Below are 18,451 nucleotides of genomic sequence, written 5' to 3'. Positions count from 1 at the left end.
CCTACTCTCTCAAGGTCTCGATGATCTGTTCTCGCAGCCACTGGTTACCCTCGTCATTGTCGAAGCTTTCATGCCAGTGCACCGTGACTTCGACCTCGGGAATCTTGGCCGGCAATGGATAGACGGCGAACTGCCCGTGCTGGTTGAACGCTTGCGCCACGCGTCGCGGCAGCGTGACCATCCAGTCGGTGCGCTGCAGGATCTGGGGCGTCACGGTGAAATGCGGCACCTGAAGCGCGATACGCCGCTGCAGGCCGGCGGCCCGCAGCGAGTCGTCGATATTGCGGTGACTGCTTTCGCTTGGCGCCACCGCGATATGGGAGAGTTCGAGAAAACGCTCCGCGGACAGGCTGCGCGCCGGCAGCCCGGGGCGCTTGCGTGTCATGCACACGTAGTCTTCATGAAACAGCAGCGCATATCGTGTTACCGGCCTGAGCGCGGGCAGATTGCCGATGGCGAAATCGAGCTGACCAAGCCGCAAGGTTTCTTCCACCTGAGCCACCGGCACCTGCCTGACTTCCAGTTGCGTTTGCGGCGCGACCTGCTGCAGCTTTTCGCATAACGGGGGCAGGAAGACCTGTTCTCCGATGTCGGTCATGGAAAGGCGAAATACCCGTTCGCTGGTGCCGGGGTCGAAATGTTCCGTGTGGCGCAGGGCCTCGCGGATCGACGAGATGGCGCGCCCTACCGGCTGCGCGAGTTGTTGCGCGGTGGGCGTGGGCAGCATGCCCTCGGGGGTGCGCACGAAAAGCGGATCGTCGAACAATGTGCGCAGGCGCCCCAACGCATAACTGATGGCAGGCTGCGAGAGCCCCAGGCGATTGCCGGCGCGGGTGAGGCTGCGCTCTTCGAGGATCACCTGGAAGACGCGCATCAGGTTCAAATCGATGCTATTGAAATCAGTCATACTTATTCAGAAGATAATCTGGATCAATTTGACGTATATATTACCCGATCCTATACTGGGCCTCACACGAATGATTACGTGGTGCGATGGAGACAAGTGTGAAGCATTTTGACAGCGTGGAAGCTGGCCTGGCGAGTCAATACACATTGCCGGCACTGCTGGCCGCGCGTGCCGCGCGGCAGGGTGACTCGGCGCTGTTCTCGGACCGGCAGACGCGCTGGACTGCCAACGATGCCTGTGCCGTGGCAGCGCGCCGTGCCGGCAGCCTGGCGGCCCAGGGCGTCGCTCGCGGCGACCGGGTGGCCCTGATGTGTTCGAACCGGGCCGAGTTCATGGAGATTGTGCTCGGCTGCGCCTGGCTGGGCGCGGTGGTGGTGCCGATCAATACCGCCTCGCGCGGTCTGCAGCTCGAACACATCCTGAAGAATTCCGGTGCGCGCCTGCTGGTGGCCGAGCCGCATCTGGTCAGCGCGGTGGCAGCGCTCGATGCCCAGGCGCTCGCACTCGAGCAAATCTGGCTGATCGGCGAGCGATCGCAGGAAACGTCGGACGAAACGCCGGTGCCATCCCGGTGGCGGTCAATGCCGATGCCGCCGCCCGGTGCCGCGCTTGAGGCAGCGGCGCTGGCCGACAGCGACCCGCTGGCCATTCTGTACACGTCGGGCACTTCTGGGCTGTCCAAGGGCGTGATTTGCCCACATGCGCAGTTTTATTGGTGGGGGCGCTATACGGGAAATCATCTCGGGCTTCGCGAGGGGGATGTGCTCTACACCTGCCTGCCGCTGTTCCACACCAATGCGCTCAATAGCTGGTATCAGGCATTGCTCCATGACGCCGAGCTGGTGGTAGACCGCCGTTTTTCCGCGAGCGGCTTCTTCGATGCCCTGGTGGCGACGCGCGCCACCGTGACCTACGTGCTGGGCGCGATGGTTCCGATCCTGCTCGGCCGGGAAGTCACGGCAGCCGAGCGCGAGCACAACGTCCGCATTGCCTTGGCACCTGGCGTGCCGGCCCAGTTTCAGGAAGCTTTCACGTCGCGCTGCGGCATCGCCCTGCTCGATGGCTACGGTTCGACCGAAACCAACTTTGCCATTGGTGGCGGCATCGAGCGCCAACGCCCCGGCTATATGGGCCGGGTGGTCCCCGGTTTCGAGGCGCGCGTGGTGAACGACGTCGACCAGCCGGTTGCGGACGGCGAGCCTGGCGAACTGACCTTGCGGGCCAGCGAGCCGTTTGCGTTTGCCAGCGGCTATTTTGGCATGCCGGAAAAGACGGTGGAAGCCTGGCGCAACCTGTGGTTCCACACCGGCGACCGCGTCGTGCGCGAGGCCGATGGCTACTTTCGCTTCGTCGATCGCCAGAAGGACGCGATACGCCGCCGCGGCGAGAATATCTCGTCCTTTGAAGTCGAGCAGGTCATCCTCGCCCATCCGGCAGTCGAGACCGCGGCAGTGTATGCCGTGCGCTCCTCGCTTGCCGAGGACGAGGTCATGGCGATGATCGTCGTGCGCGACGATGCACGACTCGATCCGCTGGAGCTGATCCGTTACTGCGAACCGCGCCTGCCTTATTTTGCCGTGCCGCGATATCTCGAATTTGCCCGCGATCTGCCGAAAACCGAGAACGGCAAGATCCAGAAGTACAAGCTGCGCGAACGCGGCATCACAGAACTGACCTGGGATCTGGATGCGTCCGGATACCGGCTCAAGCGCTCATAAGGTCGCGCTGCGAGCGGTCCTCACGAAGCCCGCTCGCCATCCCATCAAGAAATAAGAGGATGCACGCCACGCCGCACCATGGGCGATGCAACCTGCAGCAGCAAACGCATCCATCCAGGTATCCAGGAGACCGGCATGGCCAGCACGCCAACTCTATCAACCGCTACAGACTACGGCGCGCAAGCGGGGGTGGCCTCATCCCAGCCGGTCGACGCCAAAGCGTTGCGCCGTATCGTCATCGCGTTGGTGGCCGGCAACGCGCTCGAATGGTATGACTTCTTCTTATACGGCACAGCCGCGGCACTGGTGTTCGGCGAGCTGTTCTTTCCCCCGGGCAGCGACCCGCTGGTCGGCACGTTGGCGGCCTTCGCCGGCTTTGCGGTCGGCTTTGCCGCGCGGCCGTTCGGCGGCATTCTGTTCGGCCATATCGGCGACCGCTACGGGCGCAAGGGCGCGCTCGTGTGGACGCTGTCGATCATGGGCGTCGCTACCTTCCTGATCGGCTTGCTGCCAACCTATGCCCAGATCGGACTGTGGGCCCCCGCCTTGCTGGTGCTGCTGCGCCTGCTGCAGGGGATTGCGTCTGGCGGAGAGTGGGGTGGCGGTGTGCTGATGATCAGCGAGAGCGCGCCGCCCGAGAAGCGCGGCTACTACGCTTCGTGGAGCCAGTTGGGCGTCGGCGGCGGCTTTGTGCTGTCATCGGTGGCATTCTTCGCGGTGCAGGCCTTGCCCAAAGCCGACTTCATGAGCTGGGGCTGGCGCCTGCCGTTCCTGGCCAGCATCCTGATCTTCGGCGTGGGCGTCTACATCCGCTCGACCTTGCCCGAGAGCACGGAATTCGCCAAAGCCGCGGCCGCTGGCCGCAAGGCGCACTTGCCGGTACTGGAGGTCATTCGCAAGCATCCCAGGGAGATCCTGATGGCGATGGGCTTGCGGGTGGCGGAAAACGGCGGTTCCTACATCTTCCTCGCCTTTGCGCTGGTGTATGCCAAGTTCATCGGGATCTCGAACCAGATCGTCCTGGCGGGCGTGATGGCATCGATGTGCGTCGAACTGGCCGCCATGTTGCTCTGGGGCAAGCTGTCGGACCGCATCGGCCGCAAGCCGGTTTACATGATCGGCGCCCTGGGCCTGATGGTTGCCGCCTTCCCCTTCTTCTGGTTGCTCGACACCCGCACGCCCGAATGGATCTGGCTCGCCTTCCTGCTTGCCAACCCCTTGTGCCACGGCGCGATGATCGGCACACAACCGAGCCTGATGGGCGAACTGTTCAGCACGGAAGTGCGCTACTCCGGCATGGCGCTGGGTCACGAACTGGCTTCGGTGTTTGCCGGCGGCCTCGCGCCGCTGGTAGCGACTGCCCTGCTGTCGCGCTATCAGTCCGCGACGCCGGTTGCCTGGATGCTGGTCGGCATGGGGGCGATTACCGTGATTTCCCTGCTGTTCACGCATGAGACCGCTCGCCGGAAAGCCCGATGAACGAATGGCAACCCGCTACGCAGGAAACTCACTGAATGCCAAACAGCAATTTTGACAACGCGATCCTGGCGGCTGGCGTGGAAGTGCCATACCGCCGCCAGGCACCGCACGAGAGCACCGCGGACCTGCTGGCCCGAGCGTTCGACACCGCGCTTGCCCAGTCCGGCTTCAGCGCGCGCGAGATCGACGGTCTCGGCGTGGCGTCATTCACGTTGGCGCCCGATCACGCGATCGATATGGCCTGGCGGCTTGGCCTTAGTCCGCGCTGGTGCATGGACGATTGCCATGGGGGCGCCAGCGCGATCAATATGCTGCAACACGCGGTGCGGGCAATCCAGCACGGCGACGCATCGGTGATCGCCCTGCTGAGCGGCGATCGCTTTACGCCAGCCGATTTCAGGCAGCTGGTCGAGAACTACAACGTCACGACCCGCACCTACCTGAGGCCGCTCGAAAACGGTGGCCCGAACAGCGTGTTCGCGATGCTGACGCAACGGCATGCACGTCGTTACGGCCTGACACGAGACGACTACGGAGCGGTGTGCGTGACGCAGCGGGCCTGGGCAGCGCGTAACCCTGGCGCGGTGTACCGCACCCCACTCACGCTCGACGAGTACCTCGCTGCGCCGATGGTGGCCGATCCGCTCGGGCGCTTCGATTGCGTGCCGGTGGTCTGCGGCGCGAATGCGGTGATCGTGGCTCGCGCCGACCTGGTGCGCCAGGCAGGCCCCGCGGTACGCGTACGGGCGTTGGAATGCCGCTACAACCTCGATCATCAGGCCGGTGACGGCTTGCAGACCGGGCTTGCCGCGCTCGCAGACGTCCTGTGGCGGGGCGCCGGCGCCGGTCCGCAGGACATGGATCTGGTCTCGGTGTATGACGATTACCCGGTCATGGCGTTAGTGCAGCTGGCCGATCTCGGATTCGCTCCGGACGGGGATCAGCGTGGCCTGATTGCACGCATCGCCGCGCACGAATTGCCGGTGAATACCTCGGGCGGCCAGTTGTCTGCCGGCCAGGCGGGCGCCGCTGGCGGCATGCATGGCCTGGTCGAGGCGATTATCCAGTTGCGCGGCGCTGCCGGCGCTCGGCAGGTGGCGGGGGCACGGCTGGCGGCCGTGAGCGGCTACGGCATGGTCGAGTATCGCTTTGGCATGTGCGCCAACGCGGTAGTGCTCGAGAGCGTGAGCGAGGGCGCAAGATGAAACTAACCGTTTTTCATTGCCGGCAATGCGGTACGGTGCATTTTCCCGCGCGCTATCGTTGCCCGCACTGCGGCGCGGCGGACTGGGAAGAGCAAGTCACCGAAGCCGGCACGATCGAGGAGACAACGGTGGTACGCCATCGACTCGGCGCGCAGCCGGGCGAAGACGTGCATCTGGCAACGGTCAGGACGACGGCCGGTCCTGTGGTGATTGCGCGCCTCGATGGCGCCATGCACGCGGGTGACGCGGTCTTGCTGGAACTGGACGACGCGATGCGCGTACTAGCCCGTCATGCCCGTGCATGAATCGGGCGCGCGCCATCACGCGCTTTGCGGACACATGAAAGCGGACGAGCGAGGCAAAACGCAGTCTGTGGGCAACCTTAGGGAGGAAGTACCAAGATGCTAGTAGAGTTTGCACAAGCACTGCAAAGCGGTGCGATTCGCGTGGTAGACCTGAGCCAGACCTTGCATCCACGCACACCGATCATTCCTCTGCCGCCGCAGTTCGGGCAGAGCGCGCCCTTCCGGCTGGAAGAGATCTCGAACTTCGACGATCGCGGGCCAGCCTGGTACTGGAACAACATTTCGTGCGGCGAGCATACCGGCACGCATTTCGACGCGCCGGTTCACTGGATCACCGGCAAGGACTTTCCGAACAACGCGACGGATACCATCGACGTGCAGAAGTTGCTTGCGCCGGCGTGCGTGATCGATGTCTCGGCGGAAGTCCGCGAGAATCCCGATTACCTTCTGACCATCGAGCGCGTCGAGCAATGGGAAGCGCGGCATGGCCGCATCCCGGCGGGTTCGTGGGTGCTGATGCGCACCGACTGGTCGCTGCGCACCGATCCGGCCGACTTCCTGAATATCCGGGAGGACGGCGGACACACGCCCGGCGGTCATCCTGATTTGCCGGCATTTCTCGCCAGGGAGCGCGATGTGATTGGCTGGGGAACGGAAGCCGTCGGCACCGATGCGGGACAGGCTTACGCCTTCAAGCACCCCTTCCCCTGCCATTCCAACATGCATGGCAACAACAAGTTCGGTCTGGCAAGCCTGGTCAACCTGGATAAATTGCCGCCGACCGGTGCGGTGCTGGTCACCCCGCCACTCAAGATCCGGCGCGGTTCGGGTAGTCCGTGCCGGGTGCTTGCCTTGATCGAGGCGTGACGCCGGATGCCGGCAGGCTGCACCGGGGCGTCCGTGTCACCGGTGCACGCCCCGGACTTGAACTGAACCCGATCTTTTCGCCGGCTCAGGCCAGCGCGTGGTAGGCCAGCAGTGCGCGCAGAGTCTTGCCGTGTTCATCAGCCAGCGCCGCCTCGCGCAGTTCGCGCAGCGTGGCTGGCGCCAGCCTGGCGCCAGCGCGCGCGACGGCGCCCATCAGCGTCTGGTAGTTGGTCAGGCCGCGTAGGTGAGTATCGCTGTAGCCCTTGACCAGACGCTGGCACTGCACCACTTCCAGCGCCAGCGCCGGGTTGATACGCGCGGTGTCCCGTACCTGGCTGAGCCAGCCTTCGATGCGTTCGGTCTCCAGCGCGTAGCGCAGCGTGCGGCGGCGGATGGCGCGCAGGCGCGCGACTGCCCACAGCATCAGGTAGCCGCGCAGCGAGCTGGTGGTGACGACACGGCCGGATCGCGTGAAGCGGCGCACCAGATGGTGCAGGAAATGCGGCTTCATCAGCCAGCGGCCGAGTCCGGCTGGCAGCGTCTCGCAGATCTCCTCAAGGCGCGGGTGCATGAACTCATTGATCGCCAGCAGCTGGTCACTGCCGGCATGGACCTCGTCGCGCACGCGAGCAAAGCGCGAGCCGCGGGTCTTGAGGTCCGCAACCCGGATGGTGTCTTCATATGACATCCACAACGCCAGGTGGCGCGCGGTTTCGCGCAAGAGCGCGATGTCATCCGGCGCCAATGCACGCCGCGCGGCGGCCATGCGGTCCAGGTAGAGGCTGGCATAGGCCACATCCTGGTAATCGATCATGCGGCGCACGCCTTCGATCACTACCTGCAGGATCCCGGCAGGCTGCTCGTCGCGGGCGCGCTGTAGCACCTGCGCGACGCTCGTGTGCTTCGGGTCGATGGCGGGCGCGGCCCTGGTCGCTTCGGCCGGGGCATCGCCTGCACCGGCTCTGGCAAAGGCGGCGCCGAAGGCGCGCAGGCTGGATTTCACGCCCACGCCGCCGCGCTCGATGGTCGCCTCGAACTGGGCCCGGCTGAATGGCAGTACGCCGGTGCCAGCGAGCGCGCCGAACAGCACGGCGCTGATCACGCTGCCGTTGGCCTCGGCTTCCCGCGCCATGTCGAAGCGCACATAGCGCCTGGCTGCCTTGCTGGCATGAGCGATGAGCTCGTTGCTGTCGACGCGGCCGTCGCCCATCGCAGACTTCTCGGCGATCGAGTACACGCGGTGAGTGGACGAGAGCAACGTGGTGCGGTCCGGCGTCACCAGACCCCGCTGCACGGCGCGGCCGGCTTCCATCAGCTCGGAGGCAAGTACCACGTCGACATCGCCGGGAGTCGGCATCAGCGCCAGCACCGGCTGGCGGCCGGCATGCTCGGCCACGTCGCGCGGAAACAGCTCGACATAGTAGATGGTGGCGCCGGTACGCTGGGCCACGCCCGGCACCGATGTGGTCTGGGCTATGTAGCCGTTGTGCTCGCCCAGATCCACGATCCAGTCGGCCAGTACGCCGCCGCCTTCGCCGCCCATGGCGAGGATGGCGAGCTTGATCGGTTTTGCGTTGAACATGCTCGGATCTCCCGGTTCAGAAGGCGTAACGGGCGCGGCGCGCGGCGTCGCGCGCCTGCAGCCAGCCGATCACCGCGTTGCGCAGGCGCTGGCCCAGCTTGTCCCAGCGGGTGGGGTTGGTGACGATCTGCGCGCGATAGAACGACGGACACAGTACGGCGGCATGCGAGACCTCGCCGCACAGGCCACAGCCCACGCAGCTGTCGAGTACGGCTGCCACCGGGTCAGTGCGCAGCGCGTCGGGGTTGGGCTTGATGCTCAGCGACGGGCAGCCGGAGAGGCGGATGCAGGAGTGGTCGCCGGTGCACGTGTCCGAATCCACGCCGAAGCGCTCGCGCACCACGCGCTGGCCGTCGGCGACCGCCTTGCGGACCTTGGGCTTTTCGCGGCGCTGCTTGTTCAGCATACATTCGCTCTGCGCGATCAGCACCTTGGGGCCCCTGGCGCCGGTGGTCAGCGCCTCCTTGAGGGCGGCCTTCATCGCCTTCAGGTCATAGGTGCGGCGAATGGTGCGCACCCACTTGACGCCCACGCCGCGCACGGCCTCTTCGATGCCATGGCCGGTGCTGCGCGTATCGTTGTGCGCGGTGGACGAGAGGATATCCTGCCCGCCGGTGGCAGACGTGTAGCTGTTGTCGACCACGATGGTCAGGTTGTCGCTCTTGTTGAACACCGCGTTGGCGATGCCGCTGGTCAGCCCGTTATGCCAGAACCCGCCGTCGCCCATCACGGAGATGGCGCGCTTGCCGGCGGGCGCGTTCAGCGCCGCGGCGCTGGCGCTGCCAAGGCCGTAGCCCATGGTGGTATTGCCCAGGTTGAACGGCGGCAGGATCGAGAACAGATGGCAGCCAATGTCGGCGCTCACGTGGTGCTCGCCGATCTCGCGCTCGACCAGTTTCATCGCGGTGAAGATCGGGCGCTCCGGGCAGCCGGTACAGAAGCCGGGCGGGCGCGCATGCACGCTCTCGTCGACCAGCTTCTGCGGTTCCGGCAGCTCGGCGGCCACGCCATCGACGGTGGCGGCGGTGGCCTGCACCAGCGGGATCACCCTGCGCGCCGGGGCCGGCTCCGGTTGCGGCTCGATTTTTCCGTACTGTTCCAGGAAAGCACGCAGGCCCCTGAGCACGGTGGCGGTGTTGTACTCGCCGGCCAGCGGCAGCAGGTCCTTGCCGTGCAGCGTGGCGGTGGTGCCTGCCACGCGCAGGATACTGGCGGCGTTCTGCTCGATGAAGTTGGGCTGGCCCTCTTCCAATACCAAGACGGCGCGCTTGCCCGCGCAGAAGCGCACCCACTCCGACTCGATCAGCGGATACGCCACGTTCATCACGTATAGTGGAATCTTTGATTCGCCGAAAACATCGGACAAGCCGAGTTGCTCCAGCGCGCGGATCAACGTGTTATAGCCGCCGCCCTGCACGGCGATGCCGATGTCGGACATCTCGCCATCGGAGAACTCGTTGAGCTTGCGCTCCTCGATGAACTTCACGGCTGCCGGCCAGCGCTGCCTGATCTTCTCGTGCTCGTGCAGGAAGCTCGCGGGCGGCAGCACGATGCGGTTCACGTCGCGTTTGGGGTTCTCCAGCGCGTCCTGGATAGAGAACGCCGAGCGGCGGTTGTCGGCGGCGACGAACCGGCCGTGCACATGGCAGGAACGCACACGCAACTGAAGCATCACGGGCGTGTTGGAAGCTTCGGACAGGTCGAAACCATCCTTGACCGCCTGTACGATGCACGGCAGGTTCGGGCGCGGGTCGAGCAGCCACATCTGCGACTTCATCGCGAAGGCGTGGCTGCGCTCCTGCATGATCGACGAGCCCTCGCCGTAGTCCTCGCCGACTATGACCAACGCACCGCCGGTCACGCCGCCCGAGGCCAGGTTGGCCAGCGCGTCGGACGCCACGTTAGTCCCGACCGTGGCCTTGAAGGTCACCGCGCCGCGCAGCGGGTAGTTGACCGATGCCGCCAGCGAAGCGGCCGCCGTGGCTTCGCTCGCACTGTTCTCAAAGCGGATGCCGTGCTCGGCAAGGATGTCTTGCGCGTCCGCGAGCACATCCATCAGGTGCGAGATTGGCGAGCCTTGGTATCCGGCCACGTAGGCCACGCCGGATTCCAGCAGCGCCTTGGTCACTGCCAGAATGCCTTCTCCACTGAAGACTTCGCCAGCGCCAAGGCGCAGCTTTTTCACTTCTTCGACAAATGACCGCTCTGCCATGGCCCTTCCTTCAGGATGCGTTGCCGGGTACCGCTCAGGCGTACTGCGCCTGACCCGTACGCTTCAACTTTGGATACTTTTGCAAGTCGGATTTGTGGTCAGGGTGCGGGCACAGTGATACGGCATTGGGGTGCCTATGCCGTGGGGAAGCCAACCAGCATTTCCGTTGGATCTCCGTAGCTGAGGATGACCTGCACTCGCCTTCTCCGGATGGAGCCCAGTATAGGTTCAGGCCAAACATCAGTCAAATTCATTGCCATTATCAAGCACATAAGTACCGCTGATATTCTGCGCGGTCGACGTGTGCCGCTACAAATTGCCGCGCGGCACTGCAGGGCCGGGGTCAGCCAATGCCGAACCAGCGCTTCACCCGCTCCCATAGCACCCCAAAGAACAACCCCACCGGGTTGAGGCGGACAACCTGGTTGCGTTCGGCATCGCTCAGCGTCGGGTCCATCCGGCGGGATACCGACTTGCCGAAATCGGCGATCATCCGCCGCACGAAATCGCGCACCAGCCCTGAGCGGGAGAACTGCGCCAGCGGTCCCTGCAAGGAATACTGCAGGTCGACGGCAACTTCAGTCTCGGTGGCCGACAGCGCTTTGAGCTGGTAGGCAATGTCGCCCGCGGCCTTGGAGTTGCTGAGCGAATCCTGGCCCGCGCCCTTCAGCACGCCGCGCCGGGCGGCGTCATCGCGCTGCAGGCGCGCGGCGCCCTCGAACTTTGCCGACATCGGCCCGAACTTGATGGCGATATGGCCCTTGACCTTCTCGCCCGCCACCTCCGTCAGCACCGCGCCGGGCAGGCAGCCGGCCACCGCCGGCAGGTCAGCCATGAAGGCCCATACCGCATCCAACGCGTACGGCACGGTAAAGCTGCCCTCGATGCGCGACCAGCCCTTGCGGTCGGCCGAGCGCCCTGGCTCGGCCCCGGCCGCAAGGTGCGGCAGCGTGCCGAGCGCCTCGTCCGCGACCGTGAAGCAGGCAAACGGCGCCTGCGTTGCTGATGCGGTGGCGTGCCGCGCGATCACGCCCGCGGCGGCGCGGCGCGCGTCCAGTATGGATCGGATGGCGGCAACGATGCCCATATAGCCCGTGCACCGGCACAGGTTGCCCGACAGTTCATGGCGGATAGTCGCTTCGTCGGCGTCGGGCAGGCGCAGCACGATATCGCGCGCAGTGGCCAGCATCCCCGGCGTGCAGAAGCCGCATTGCAACGCGTGATGCCGGTTGAAGGCGGTGCGCAGGTCGGCCATGACAGCATCATCCTCATAGCCTTCGACCGTGACGATGTCGGCGCCCTGGCAGGCGCCCGCAAAGGTGATGCACGAACGCACGGGCTTGTCGTCGAGCAGCACGGTGCAGGCGCCGCACACGCCATGCTCGCAGCCGAGGTGGGTGCCGGTCAGCCGGTGGGTGTCGCGCAGGAAGTCTCCCAGGTGCGTGCGGTCAGTGCACGCGCCGGATACCTGGCGGCCGTTGACGGTAAATTCGATGGTCTGCACGACGCTCCTCAGTTCAGCAGTTGCGTGACGCAACGCATCACGACGGTACGGTATAGCTTGCGGTCGATGGCATCCTTGCCCGGCGCGGCCTGCGCCACGGCGTCGTCCACGGCGCTGGCCGTGAGCGCCGCTGCGCCTTGCGCGGCGACGGCGCGGGTCAGGCCGGGCAGCACCACCGGCGGGCCGTCCAGCGCGCCCAGCACGATGCGCGCGAAGCGGCGGCTGGCATCGAAATACGCGGCGCAGCTCGCTTCGGCAAACTCGCCGGTCTTGCGGCACAGTTTCTGGTATCCCCAGCGGCTGTGCCCGGTGAGGGGCGGCACCCGCACGGCGGCAATCAGTTCGCCGTCGGCGAGCACCGTGGTGTAGGCCCCGATCATGAATGACTCCATTGGCACGTCGCGCGTAACGGCGGCTGACACGATCTCGATGCGGGCGCCAAGCGCGGACATCACCACGACCCAGTCCGCGGCCGGATCGGCATGTGCCAGGCTGCCGCCGACCGTGCCGCGGTTGCGGATGGCGCGGTAGGCAATGCCGCTGGCGACGGCCTGCAGCATGGTGCCGCGCAGCGGCGCGAACACGCCATCTTCGATCTGGGCGTGGGTCACGCAGGCGCCGATGCGGACCCCGTCAGGCGTGGCGACAACCTCGCGCAGTTCGGCCAGCCCGGAGACGTCGACTACGGTATCGGGGCGGGTCAGGCGCAGGTTCAGCATGGGGCCGAGCGATTGCCCGCCTCCCATGGTCTTGGCTACATCGGTGCCCGCACCCAGGCGGGCCAGCGCGTCCGGCAGCGAGCCGGGCGCATGGTAGGAAAAAGCGACGGCTTTCATTGGTCAGGCTGCCTTTTTGCTTGGTACGCTGGCCGCTGCCGCATCCAGCGCTTCCAGGATCTTGCGCGGCGTCAGCGGCGTTTCCTTCAGCTCGACGCCGAAGCCGCGCAGCGCGTCGTTGACTGCATTGAAGATCGCGGCCGGCGGGGCGATGGCGCCGCCCTCCCCCATGCCCTTGGCACCGAACTCGGTATGCGGCGACGGTGTCTCGAAATGATGGATGCGGATCGACGGGATCTCGGTCGGCCCCGGCAGCATGTAGTCCGCCAGCGTGGACGCCAGCGGCTGGCCGTTGCCGTCGTAGCGCATCTCTTCGAACATCGCGGTGCCGATGCCCTGCGCCACGCCGCCGTAGGTCTGGCCCTCGACCACCATCGGGTTGATCATGGTGCCGCAGTCCTCCACCACGACGTAGTCGAGGATCTCGACATGGCCGGATTCGATGTCGACTTCCACGGCGACGGCATGCGTGGCATAGGTGAAGCTGCCGGTATCGACGGCCGGCTTGAAGCCCATGGTGATCTCCAGGCCTTGCGCGTCGACATCCGGCGGCAGCAGGTGCGGATTGATGTACCAGGCGTTGGCGATGCGCGCGATCTCCACCGCGCCGGCATCGCCCGCGCTCACTGCCCCGGCCTGGAACGCGACGGCCTGCTCTGGCTGTCCCAGCATATGCGCGCCGATCTTCAGCAGGCGCGGCAGCAGGGCCTTGCAGGCGCGCGACACGGCGCCGCCCGACATCACCAGCGAGCGCGAGGCATAGGTGCCGGTCGAGAATGGCGTGAGCCCGGTGTCGCCGTGCACCACCTTGATCCGGCCGATATCGATGCCGAGGATCTCGTTGGCGATCTGCGCGAAGGTGGTCTCCATGCCCTGCCCGTGCGAATGCACGCCCACGCGCACCTCCAGCCCGCCATCCGGCGTGATGCGCACAGTGGCCGAATCGAAGCCGGGGATCACCGGCGTGCCCCAGGCCGCGAACACCGAAGTGCCGTGCGCCGACTGCTCGGTGTAGGTGCCGAAGCCCACGCCGACATAGGTGCTCCCCTGCGGGCCCGCCTGCTGTCGCGCGCGGATCGCGGGCAAGTCGATCATCTCCATGGCCTTGCGCACGCTGGCGGGGTAGTCGCCGCCGTCGAAATGCTTGTTGGTGACGTTGACATAGGGCATGGCCTCGGGCGGCACCAGGTTTTCACAGCGCACTTTCCACGGCTCGCGCTTCACCTCGCGGGCGATGGCATCGATCATCAGCTCCATCGCAAAGCAGACACCGGTGCGCGCGACGCCGCGATACGGCACGAAGCCGGGCTTGTTCGTCGCCACGCAGGTGGTCTCGCAGCGATAGCCGTCGAAGGCATAGGGCCCCGGCAGGTTGCCGATCGCCTGGCCCGGCTCCAGCCCGATGGTGAACGGCCAGACGGAATACGCGCCGCCGTCGATCTCGATCTTTGCATCGAGCGCCAGCAGGCGGCCGCGGGCATCGGCGTACGCCGTCAGGTCATAGTGGTGCTCGCGCGAATTGGCGCCGGCGGTCAGGTGTTCGCGCCGGTCCTCGATAAAGCGGAAGGGGCGCTTGTAGGTCAGCGCCAGCCAGGCGATGCAAAGCTCTTCCTGCTGCAGCACGCACTTGTAGCCGAAGGCGCCGCCCACGTCGGGCGAGATCACGCGTACGCGCTCCTGCTCCAGTCCCAGGCAGTGGGCCAGGATAGTGCGGATCATGTGCGGTACCTGGGTGGCGCTGTACACCACCAACTGGTCGAACTGGTGATCCCAGCAGGCCAGCACCGCCTTGCCTTCCATCGGCACCATGCACTGGCGCGCCAGGTCGATGCGGCGACGCACCACGACCGAGGCCTCGCGCTGCCGCGCCTCGAAATTCTTGTCGGCGGTCAGCGTCAGAAAGGTGTTGTCGCGCCAGTGCTCGTGCACGCGCACCTCGCCGGCGAGCTGGCGGGCCTGGGTCACGTCGGTCAGCGCCGTCAGTTCTTCAAACTCCACCGCGACCTGCTCGGCGATGTCCTCCGCCTCGGCGCGGGTCGGCGCGAACGCCATCGCGACCGGTTCGCCGACAAAGCGCACCTTGCCGCTGGCCAGCGGCGGCTGCGTGGACGGCTGGTAGGAGGGAAAGGCCGAGTCGGCCACGATGTCGCTGGCCGCCGCCATGTCCGCGCGCACGATCACCGCCGTGGCATGGCCCGCGGGCTTGGTGACCGACAGCAGCCTGGCATGCGCGACCGGGCTGCGCAGGAAGGCCACCTCCTGCAGGTCTGGCATGGCGATATCCGCCACGAAGCGGCCCTTGCCGTGCAAGTGCCGGGCATCCTCCTTGCGCGCGACGCGGGCGCCCACGCCCTGGCCGCGCCCGGCATCCGCATGATGATCCGGTTCCATCGACGATGTCATTACCCTGTCCGTCCCGAAGATAAGCCCTGTTTATTCAGCATACTGACCAAATCCTATGGAAACGCCTGCGGGATTGTCAATTGCGGCTTTACCGCATCTCGCCCGCGCGGCGCTGGCGAAGCGCCTATTCCCTCACGCCAATGGCGGCAAGCCCGTCCATGCGCGTAGCCACGGTTGCGTACTTCTGCGCCATGTCGAACAGGTTTGCCTCGTGCGGTCCGAGGGCACGGTCGCCCACGCAATCGGACAGCACCAACGGGCGGAAACCGTACTGCATGGCATCCACCACGCTGGCACGCACGCAGCCGCTGGTCACCGCCCCGGCCACCAGCAGCGTGCGCACGCCGCGCTGTGTCAGCCACGCCGCCAGCGAGGTGCCGAAGAAGGCCGACGGCACGGTCTTGCGCACCACCAGCTCACCGGCGCGCGGCGCCAGTTCTTCGACGATGGCGCTGTTGGGCGCATGCTCCTTCAGCGACAGCATGTTGGGCACCTTCATCGAGAAGACGTTGTGGTCCGCGCCGTCATCCGCATACACGATGCGGCTGTGCGCAATCGCCCAGCCCTCGCGCCGCGCCACCGACAGCAGCGGCACAGTATTGGCGATGGCCTCGCGGATATTGCCGCCGCCGAACACCTGCGGATCGGCAAAGCCGTTGACGAAATCCACGATCAGCAGCCCGAACGGTCCCGCCAGTTCCAGCGCGTTGCCGAAGCCCTGGCGCTGGTACGCGCCGATTTCCTTGTGCATGTCTATTGTTCCTCCGGATAGCGGAAGCCGTCCGTGACCTTGCCGCCGGTGACCACATCGACGCCGTCCAGGCGTACGGTGCATCGGCGCACAGGGATGTCGATATGGCAGGCGGTGGTGCGCTGGCCACCGGCCTCGTTATTGGGACCCAGCGAGAACAGGAAGTTGCCTTCGAACGCGCGCGCATCCATGCCGATGGTGGCCTCGCGGTCATACAGCCCCAGCGTGGACCAGTGGGCGCGCGGTTGCAGGCCCCAGCCGATATGCGAGATGGCGTAGGCCTCGGGATCGTTGAACGACGCCATGTATTCGCTCAGCAGCTCGGCGTGCAGGCCGCCCTCGATGCGCGTGGCAAAGCCGTCTTCCACCGTCAGGCGGATCGGCTCGGTAACGTAGGTCTTCTGCGGCAACAGGATGTCGCCGCGGTCCAGCACGATGGTGCCGCTGGCACCACCTTCGTTCGGCCAGGTCAGGGCGAAGCCGCTGGGCCAGTGGTCCCAGCGGCCGGGCTCGTCGACAAAGCCGTACTCGCTGATCGCCGGGAATTCTCCCAGCGGGCAGCGCAGGTCGGTCCCGGCGGGCGATATCACATGCATTTCCCTGGCGCGCGCCAGCCGCTCGGAGGCGGCCTTGACGCGCTCACGGTCCGCCTCGCACGGCACCATGCGCACCAGCACTTCCGGCGGCTCCACGGCCAGCAGGATTTTGGTGCCGCCCTTCAGGATGTCGTGCTGCTCGGGCGAGAACAGCAGCGTCATCAGGTCCAGCACCAGGTCGCTCGCGCGCAGCGCCGCGATCGCGGCGCGGTTGCCCGTGAGCGGGGTGGTGCCCAGGTAGGCCAGCGCGTCGCGGCTCAGCGCCTTCTCGCCGTTGACGGGCGGCAGGTCGAGCCGGTTGACGATGGCCCCCATCGACCGGGTAGCGACCAGCGCGGCGGACAAAGTCTGGGGATGGGTGGCGGCGCTGGTCAGGATGGTGACGGTCTGTCCCGGCTCCAGCCGCGACAGGCGCAGCACCTTGCGCCAGGCCTCGATCATCTGGTGGTCACTTACCGGCATGTCGGCTCCTTGCTCGTCATTGCGCCAGCGGCGCGCCGAGGAAATCCCCCAGCGCCGCGTAAAAGCCCGCTTCGTCGTCCCACGGGATCATGTGGCCGGCATTGGCCACATGGCTGACCAGCACGCCGGGCAGCAGCGTGCGGATCTCCGCGATGTCCTCGGGGCGCACCACGTCGCCGCGCCCTGCGGTCATCAGCAGCGTCGGCACCTTGACGCGGGGCATGTCCGCATGGATGTCGTCGCGATGGAAGTCCTCGAAGCTGCGCACGATAGCGTCTTCATTGCAGGTGTGCAGCCATTCCGCGCGCAAGCGCAGTTGCTCGTCGGTCCAGGTCGGGCAGAAGCGGCGCATGCCCTCGGCGTCGGTGCCCTCCCGGGACAGCCGGATCGAATCCACATACCAGGGCAACTGTGCGGGATACGAGCGGCGCCCCGGGCCAGAAACCGGCGGATCGACCATCACCAGCCGCGCGAGGCCATCCGGCTGCGCCGCGGCGGCGCGCACGCCGATGCGTCCGCCCATGGAATGGCCGACCACGCTGTAGCGGCGCAAGCCCAACGCTTGTGCAAAGGCCACCACGTCGCAGGCCTGAGCATCGAGGCCATAGTCCAGCTGAGGCTCCGCCGACGACAGCCCGCGGCCGCGCACATCGAGAATGTAGGTATCGAAACGCGTGCCCAGGCGCTCGCCGACAAAGCCCCAGGTGATCGCCGGGCTGGTGATGCCCGGCACAATCACCACGGCATCGCGCGCGGCGCGCTCGCCCTCGTTGCCACCGTAGCGCAGGTAGTGCTGGCGAATGCCGTTGGCGTGGACATGGCCCCCGTACAGGAAGGTACTCATGCGTGCTCCTCAGAAGGCGCCGGACAGCAGCGCGCCCGCGCCCGGCACGACTGGCTCAAGGTCCAGCGCCTTGAGCATGGCGTAGGTGGTGGCAATCGCGGCGGTGAGGACCGGCTTGCCGGTCATCGCCTCGACTTTCGCCACGGCGGGGAGCGAGGGCATCTGCACGCAGGCGGACAACACGATCACGTCGACGTCCTCGGTGTCCATCTGCGCGACGATGCCGGGCAGGCGCGCCGGATCGTGGCGCCCGACCTCCAGGTTGTCCGGGATCTCCAGCGCACGGTAGTCCACCACCTCGTAGCCTTCGTTGCGGATGTAGTCCACCACCAGTTCCGTCAGCGGTTTCATGTAGGGCGCGACCACGGCAATGCGCCTGGCGCCCATCACCTTGAGCGCATCCACCAGCGCACCGGCACTGGTGATGACCGGGGCATCGCCGCCGTTCTCGGTGGTATGCGCCTTCAGGCGCTGCTCCGACTGCCGGTGGTAGCCATGGCCCATTGCCATGATCGCGACCAGGCAGGCATAGCCGAGCACGTCGACGCGGGCATCGCTGAGCTCGACCGCACAGCGGTCGGATTCAGCGTCCATCGCGGCCAGTTCTTCCTTGACCACCTTCTTCATCCGCATGCGGCTTCCATGGAAGGTGAAGCGTTCCGGACGAATCTGCTGGCGCGCCATCAGCATGGCGGGGATTTCGGTTTCCATCGTCGTGTTCGAGCTCGGGACGATCTGGCCGATGCGAAAGACTTTTTGCATGAGGATCCTTGGGTTATC

General features: G+C 66.2%; 15 protein-coding genes. 5 read left to right on the top strand and 10 right to left on the bottom strand.

Going from position 1 to position 18,451, the window contains the following annotated elements:
• Position 1: 1 nt before the first annotated feature.
• A complete protein-coding gene (locus tag ACZ5MJ_RS31175) occupies positions 2-907 on the bottom strand; it encodes a LysR family transcriptional regulator (protein ID WP_464224897.1) in 906 nt (301 codons plus the stop codon).
• An 86-nt stretch (positions 908-993) separates the two neighbouring features.
• Between ACZ5MJ_RS31175 and ACZ5MJ_RS31170 the strand changes: the two genes are divergently transcribed.
• From ACZ5MJ_RS31170 to ACZ5MJ_RS31150, 5 genes are all read left to right on the top strand, one after another.
• Positions 994-2,625, top strand: coding sequence for an ATP-dependent acyl-CoA ligase (locus ACZ5MJ_RS31170; protein ID WP_464224895.1), 1,632 nt, complete (start codon positions 994-996; stop codon positions 2,623-2,625).
• 135 nt (positions 2,626-2,760) lie between these two features.
• Positions 2,761-4,104, top strand: a complete 1,344-nt coding sequence (locus ACZ5MJ_RS31165; RefSeq protein WP_464224894.1) for an MFS transporter — start codon at positions 2,761-2,763, stop codon at positions 4,102-4,104.
• 35 nt (positions 4,105-4,139) lie between these two features.
• Positions 4,140-5,309 carry a thiolase family protein gene (locus ACZ5MJ_RS31160; protein ID WP_464224892.1) on the top strand — a complete coding sequence of 390 codons (1,170 nt, stop codon included), beginning with the start codon at positions 4,140-4,142 and terminating at the stop codon, positions 5,307-5,309.
• Positions 5,306-5,614 (top strand): Zn-ribbon domain-containing OB-fold protein, encoded by a 309-nt coding sequence (locus ACZ5MJ_RS31155; RefSeq protein WP_464224890.1) that lies wholly within the window; start codon positions 5,306-5,308, stop codon positions 5,612-5,614. Before ACZ5MJ_RS31160 ends, ACZ5MJ_RS31155 begins: the two co-directional genes overlap by 4 nt.
• Before the next feature lie 96 nt (positions 5,615-5,710).
• Complete coding sequence (locus tag ACZ5MJ_RS31150; RefSeq protein WP_464224888.1) at positions 5,711-6,481, top strand: cyclase family protein; 771 nt, start codon at positions 5,711-5,713, stop codon at positions 6,479-6,481.
• Between the two features lie 85 nt (positions 6,482-6,566).
• Here the strand turns inward: ACZ5MJ_RS31150 and ACZ5MJ_RS31145 are convergent, their stop codons facing one another.
• The 9 genes from ACZ5MJ_RS31145 to ACZ5MJ_RS31105 form a co-directional block, all read right to left on the bottom strand.
• Positions 6,567-8,063: an indolepyruvate oxidoreductase subunit beta family protein gene (locus ACZ5MJ_RS31145; protein WP_464224886.1), complete on the bottom strand. Its 1,497-nt coding sequence runs from the start codon at positions 8,061-8,063 to the stop codon at positions 6,567-6,569.
• A gap of 16 nt (positions 8,064-8,079) precedes the next feature.
• Positions 8,080-10,275: a thiamine pyrophosphate-dependent enzyme gene (locus ACZ5MJ_RS31140; protein ID WP_464224884.1), complete on the bottom strand. Its 2,196-nt coding sequence runs from the start codon at positions 10,273-10,275 to the stop codon at positions 8,080-8,082.
• 343 nt (positions 10,276-10,618) lie between these two features.
• Entirely contained in the window at positions 10,619-11,779 is a 1,161-nt protein-coding gene (locus ACZ5MJ_RS31135) for a xanthine dehydrogenase family Fe-S subunit (RefSeq protein WP_464224882.1), read from the bottom strand.
• A gap of 8 nt (positions 11,780-11,787) precedes the next feature.
• Positions 11,788-12,615 carry an FAD binding domain-containing protein gene (locus tag ACZ5MJ_RS31130; protein WP_464224879.1) on the bottom strand — a complete coding sequence of 276 codons (828 nt, stop codon included), beginning with the start codon at positions 12,613-12,615 and terminating at the stop codon, positions 11,788-11,790.
• Positions 12,616-12,618: 3 nt separating this feature from the next.
• Entirely contained in the window at positions 12,619-15,006 is a 2,388-nt protein-coding gene (locus ACZ5MJ_RS31125; protein ID WP_464224878.1) for a xanthine dehydrogenase family protein molybdopterin-binding subunit, read from the bottom strand.
• Between the two features lie 136 nt (positions 15,007-15,142).
• A complete protein-coding gene (locus ACZ5MJ_RS31120; RefSeq protein ID WP_464224876.1) occupies positions 15,143-15,769 on the bottom strand; it encodes an N-carbamoylsarcosine amidohydrolase in 627 nt (208 codons plus the stop codon).
• Between the two features lie 2 nt (positions 15,770-15,771).
• On the bottom strand, positions 15,772-16,827 hold the full coding sequence (locus tag ACZ5MJ_RS31115; protein WP_464224874.1) for a M29 family metallopeptidase: 1,056 nt from the start codon (positions 16,825-16,827) through the stop codon (positions 15,772-15,774).
• 16 nt (positions 16,828-16,843) lie between these two features.
• Positions 16,844-17,671: an alpha/beta fold hydrolase gene (locus ACZ5MJ_RS31110; protein WP_464224872.1), complete on the bottom strand. Its 828-nt coding sequence runs from the start codon at positions 17,669-17,671 to the stop codon at positions 16,844-16,846.
• Positions 17,672-17,680: 9 nt separating this feature from the next.
• A complete protein-coding gene (locus ACZ5MJ_RS31105) occupies positions 17,681-18,433 on the bottom strand; it encodes a maleate cis-trans isomerase family protein (RefSeq protein WP_464224870.1) in 753 nt (250 codons plus the stop codon).
• Positions 18,434-18,451 lie beyond the last annotated feature (18 nt).

The organism is Cupriavidus sp. LA-1 (genome assembly GCF_055385985.1).
Note: the sequence above shows the minus strand (reverse complement) of the source record. Positions and strands in the feature narration are given on the sequence as shown.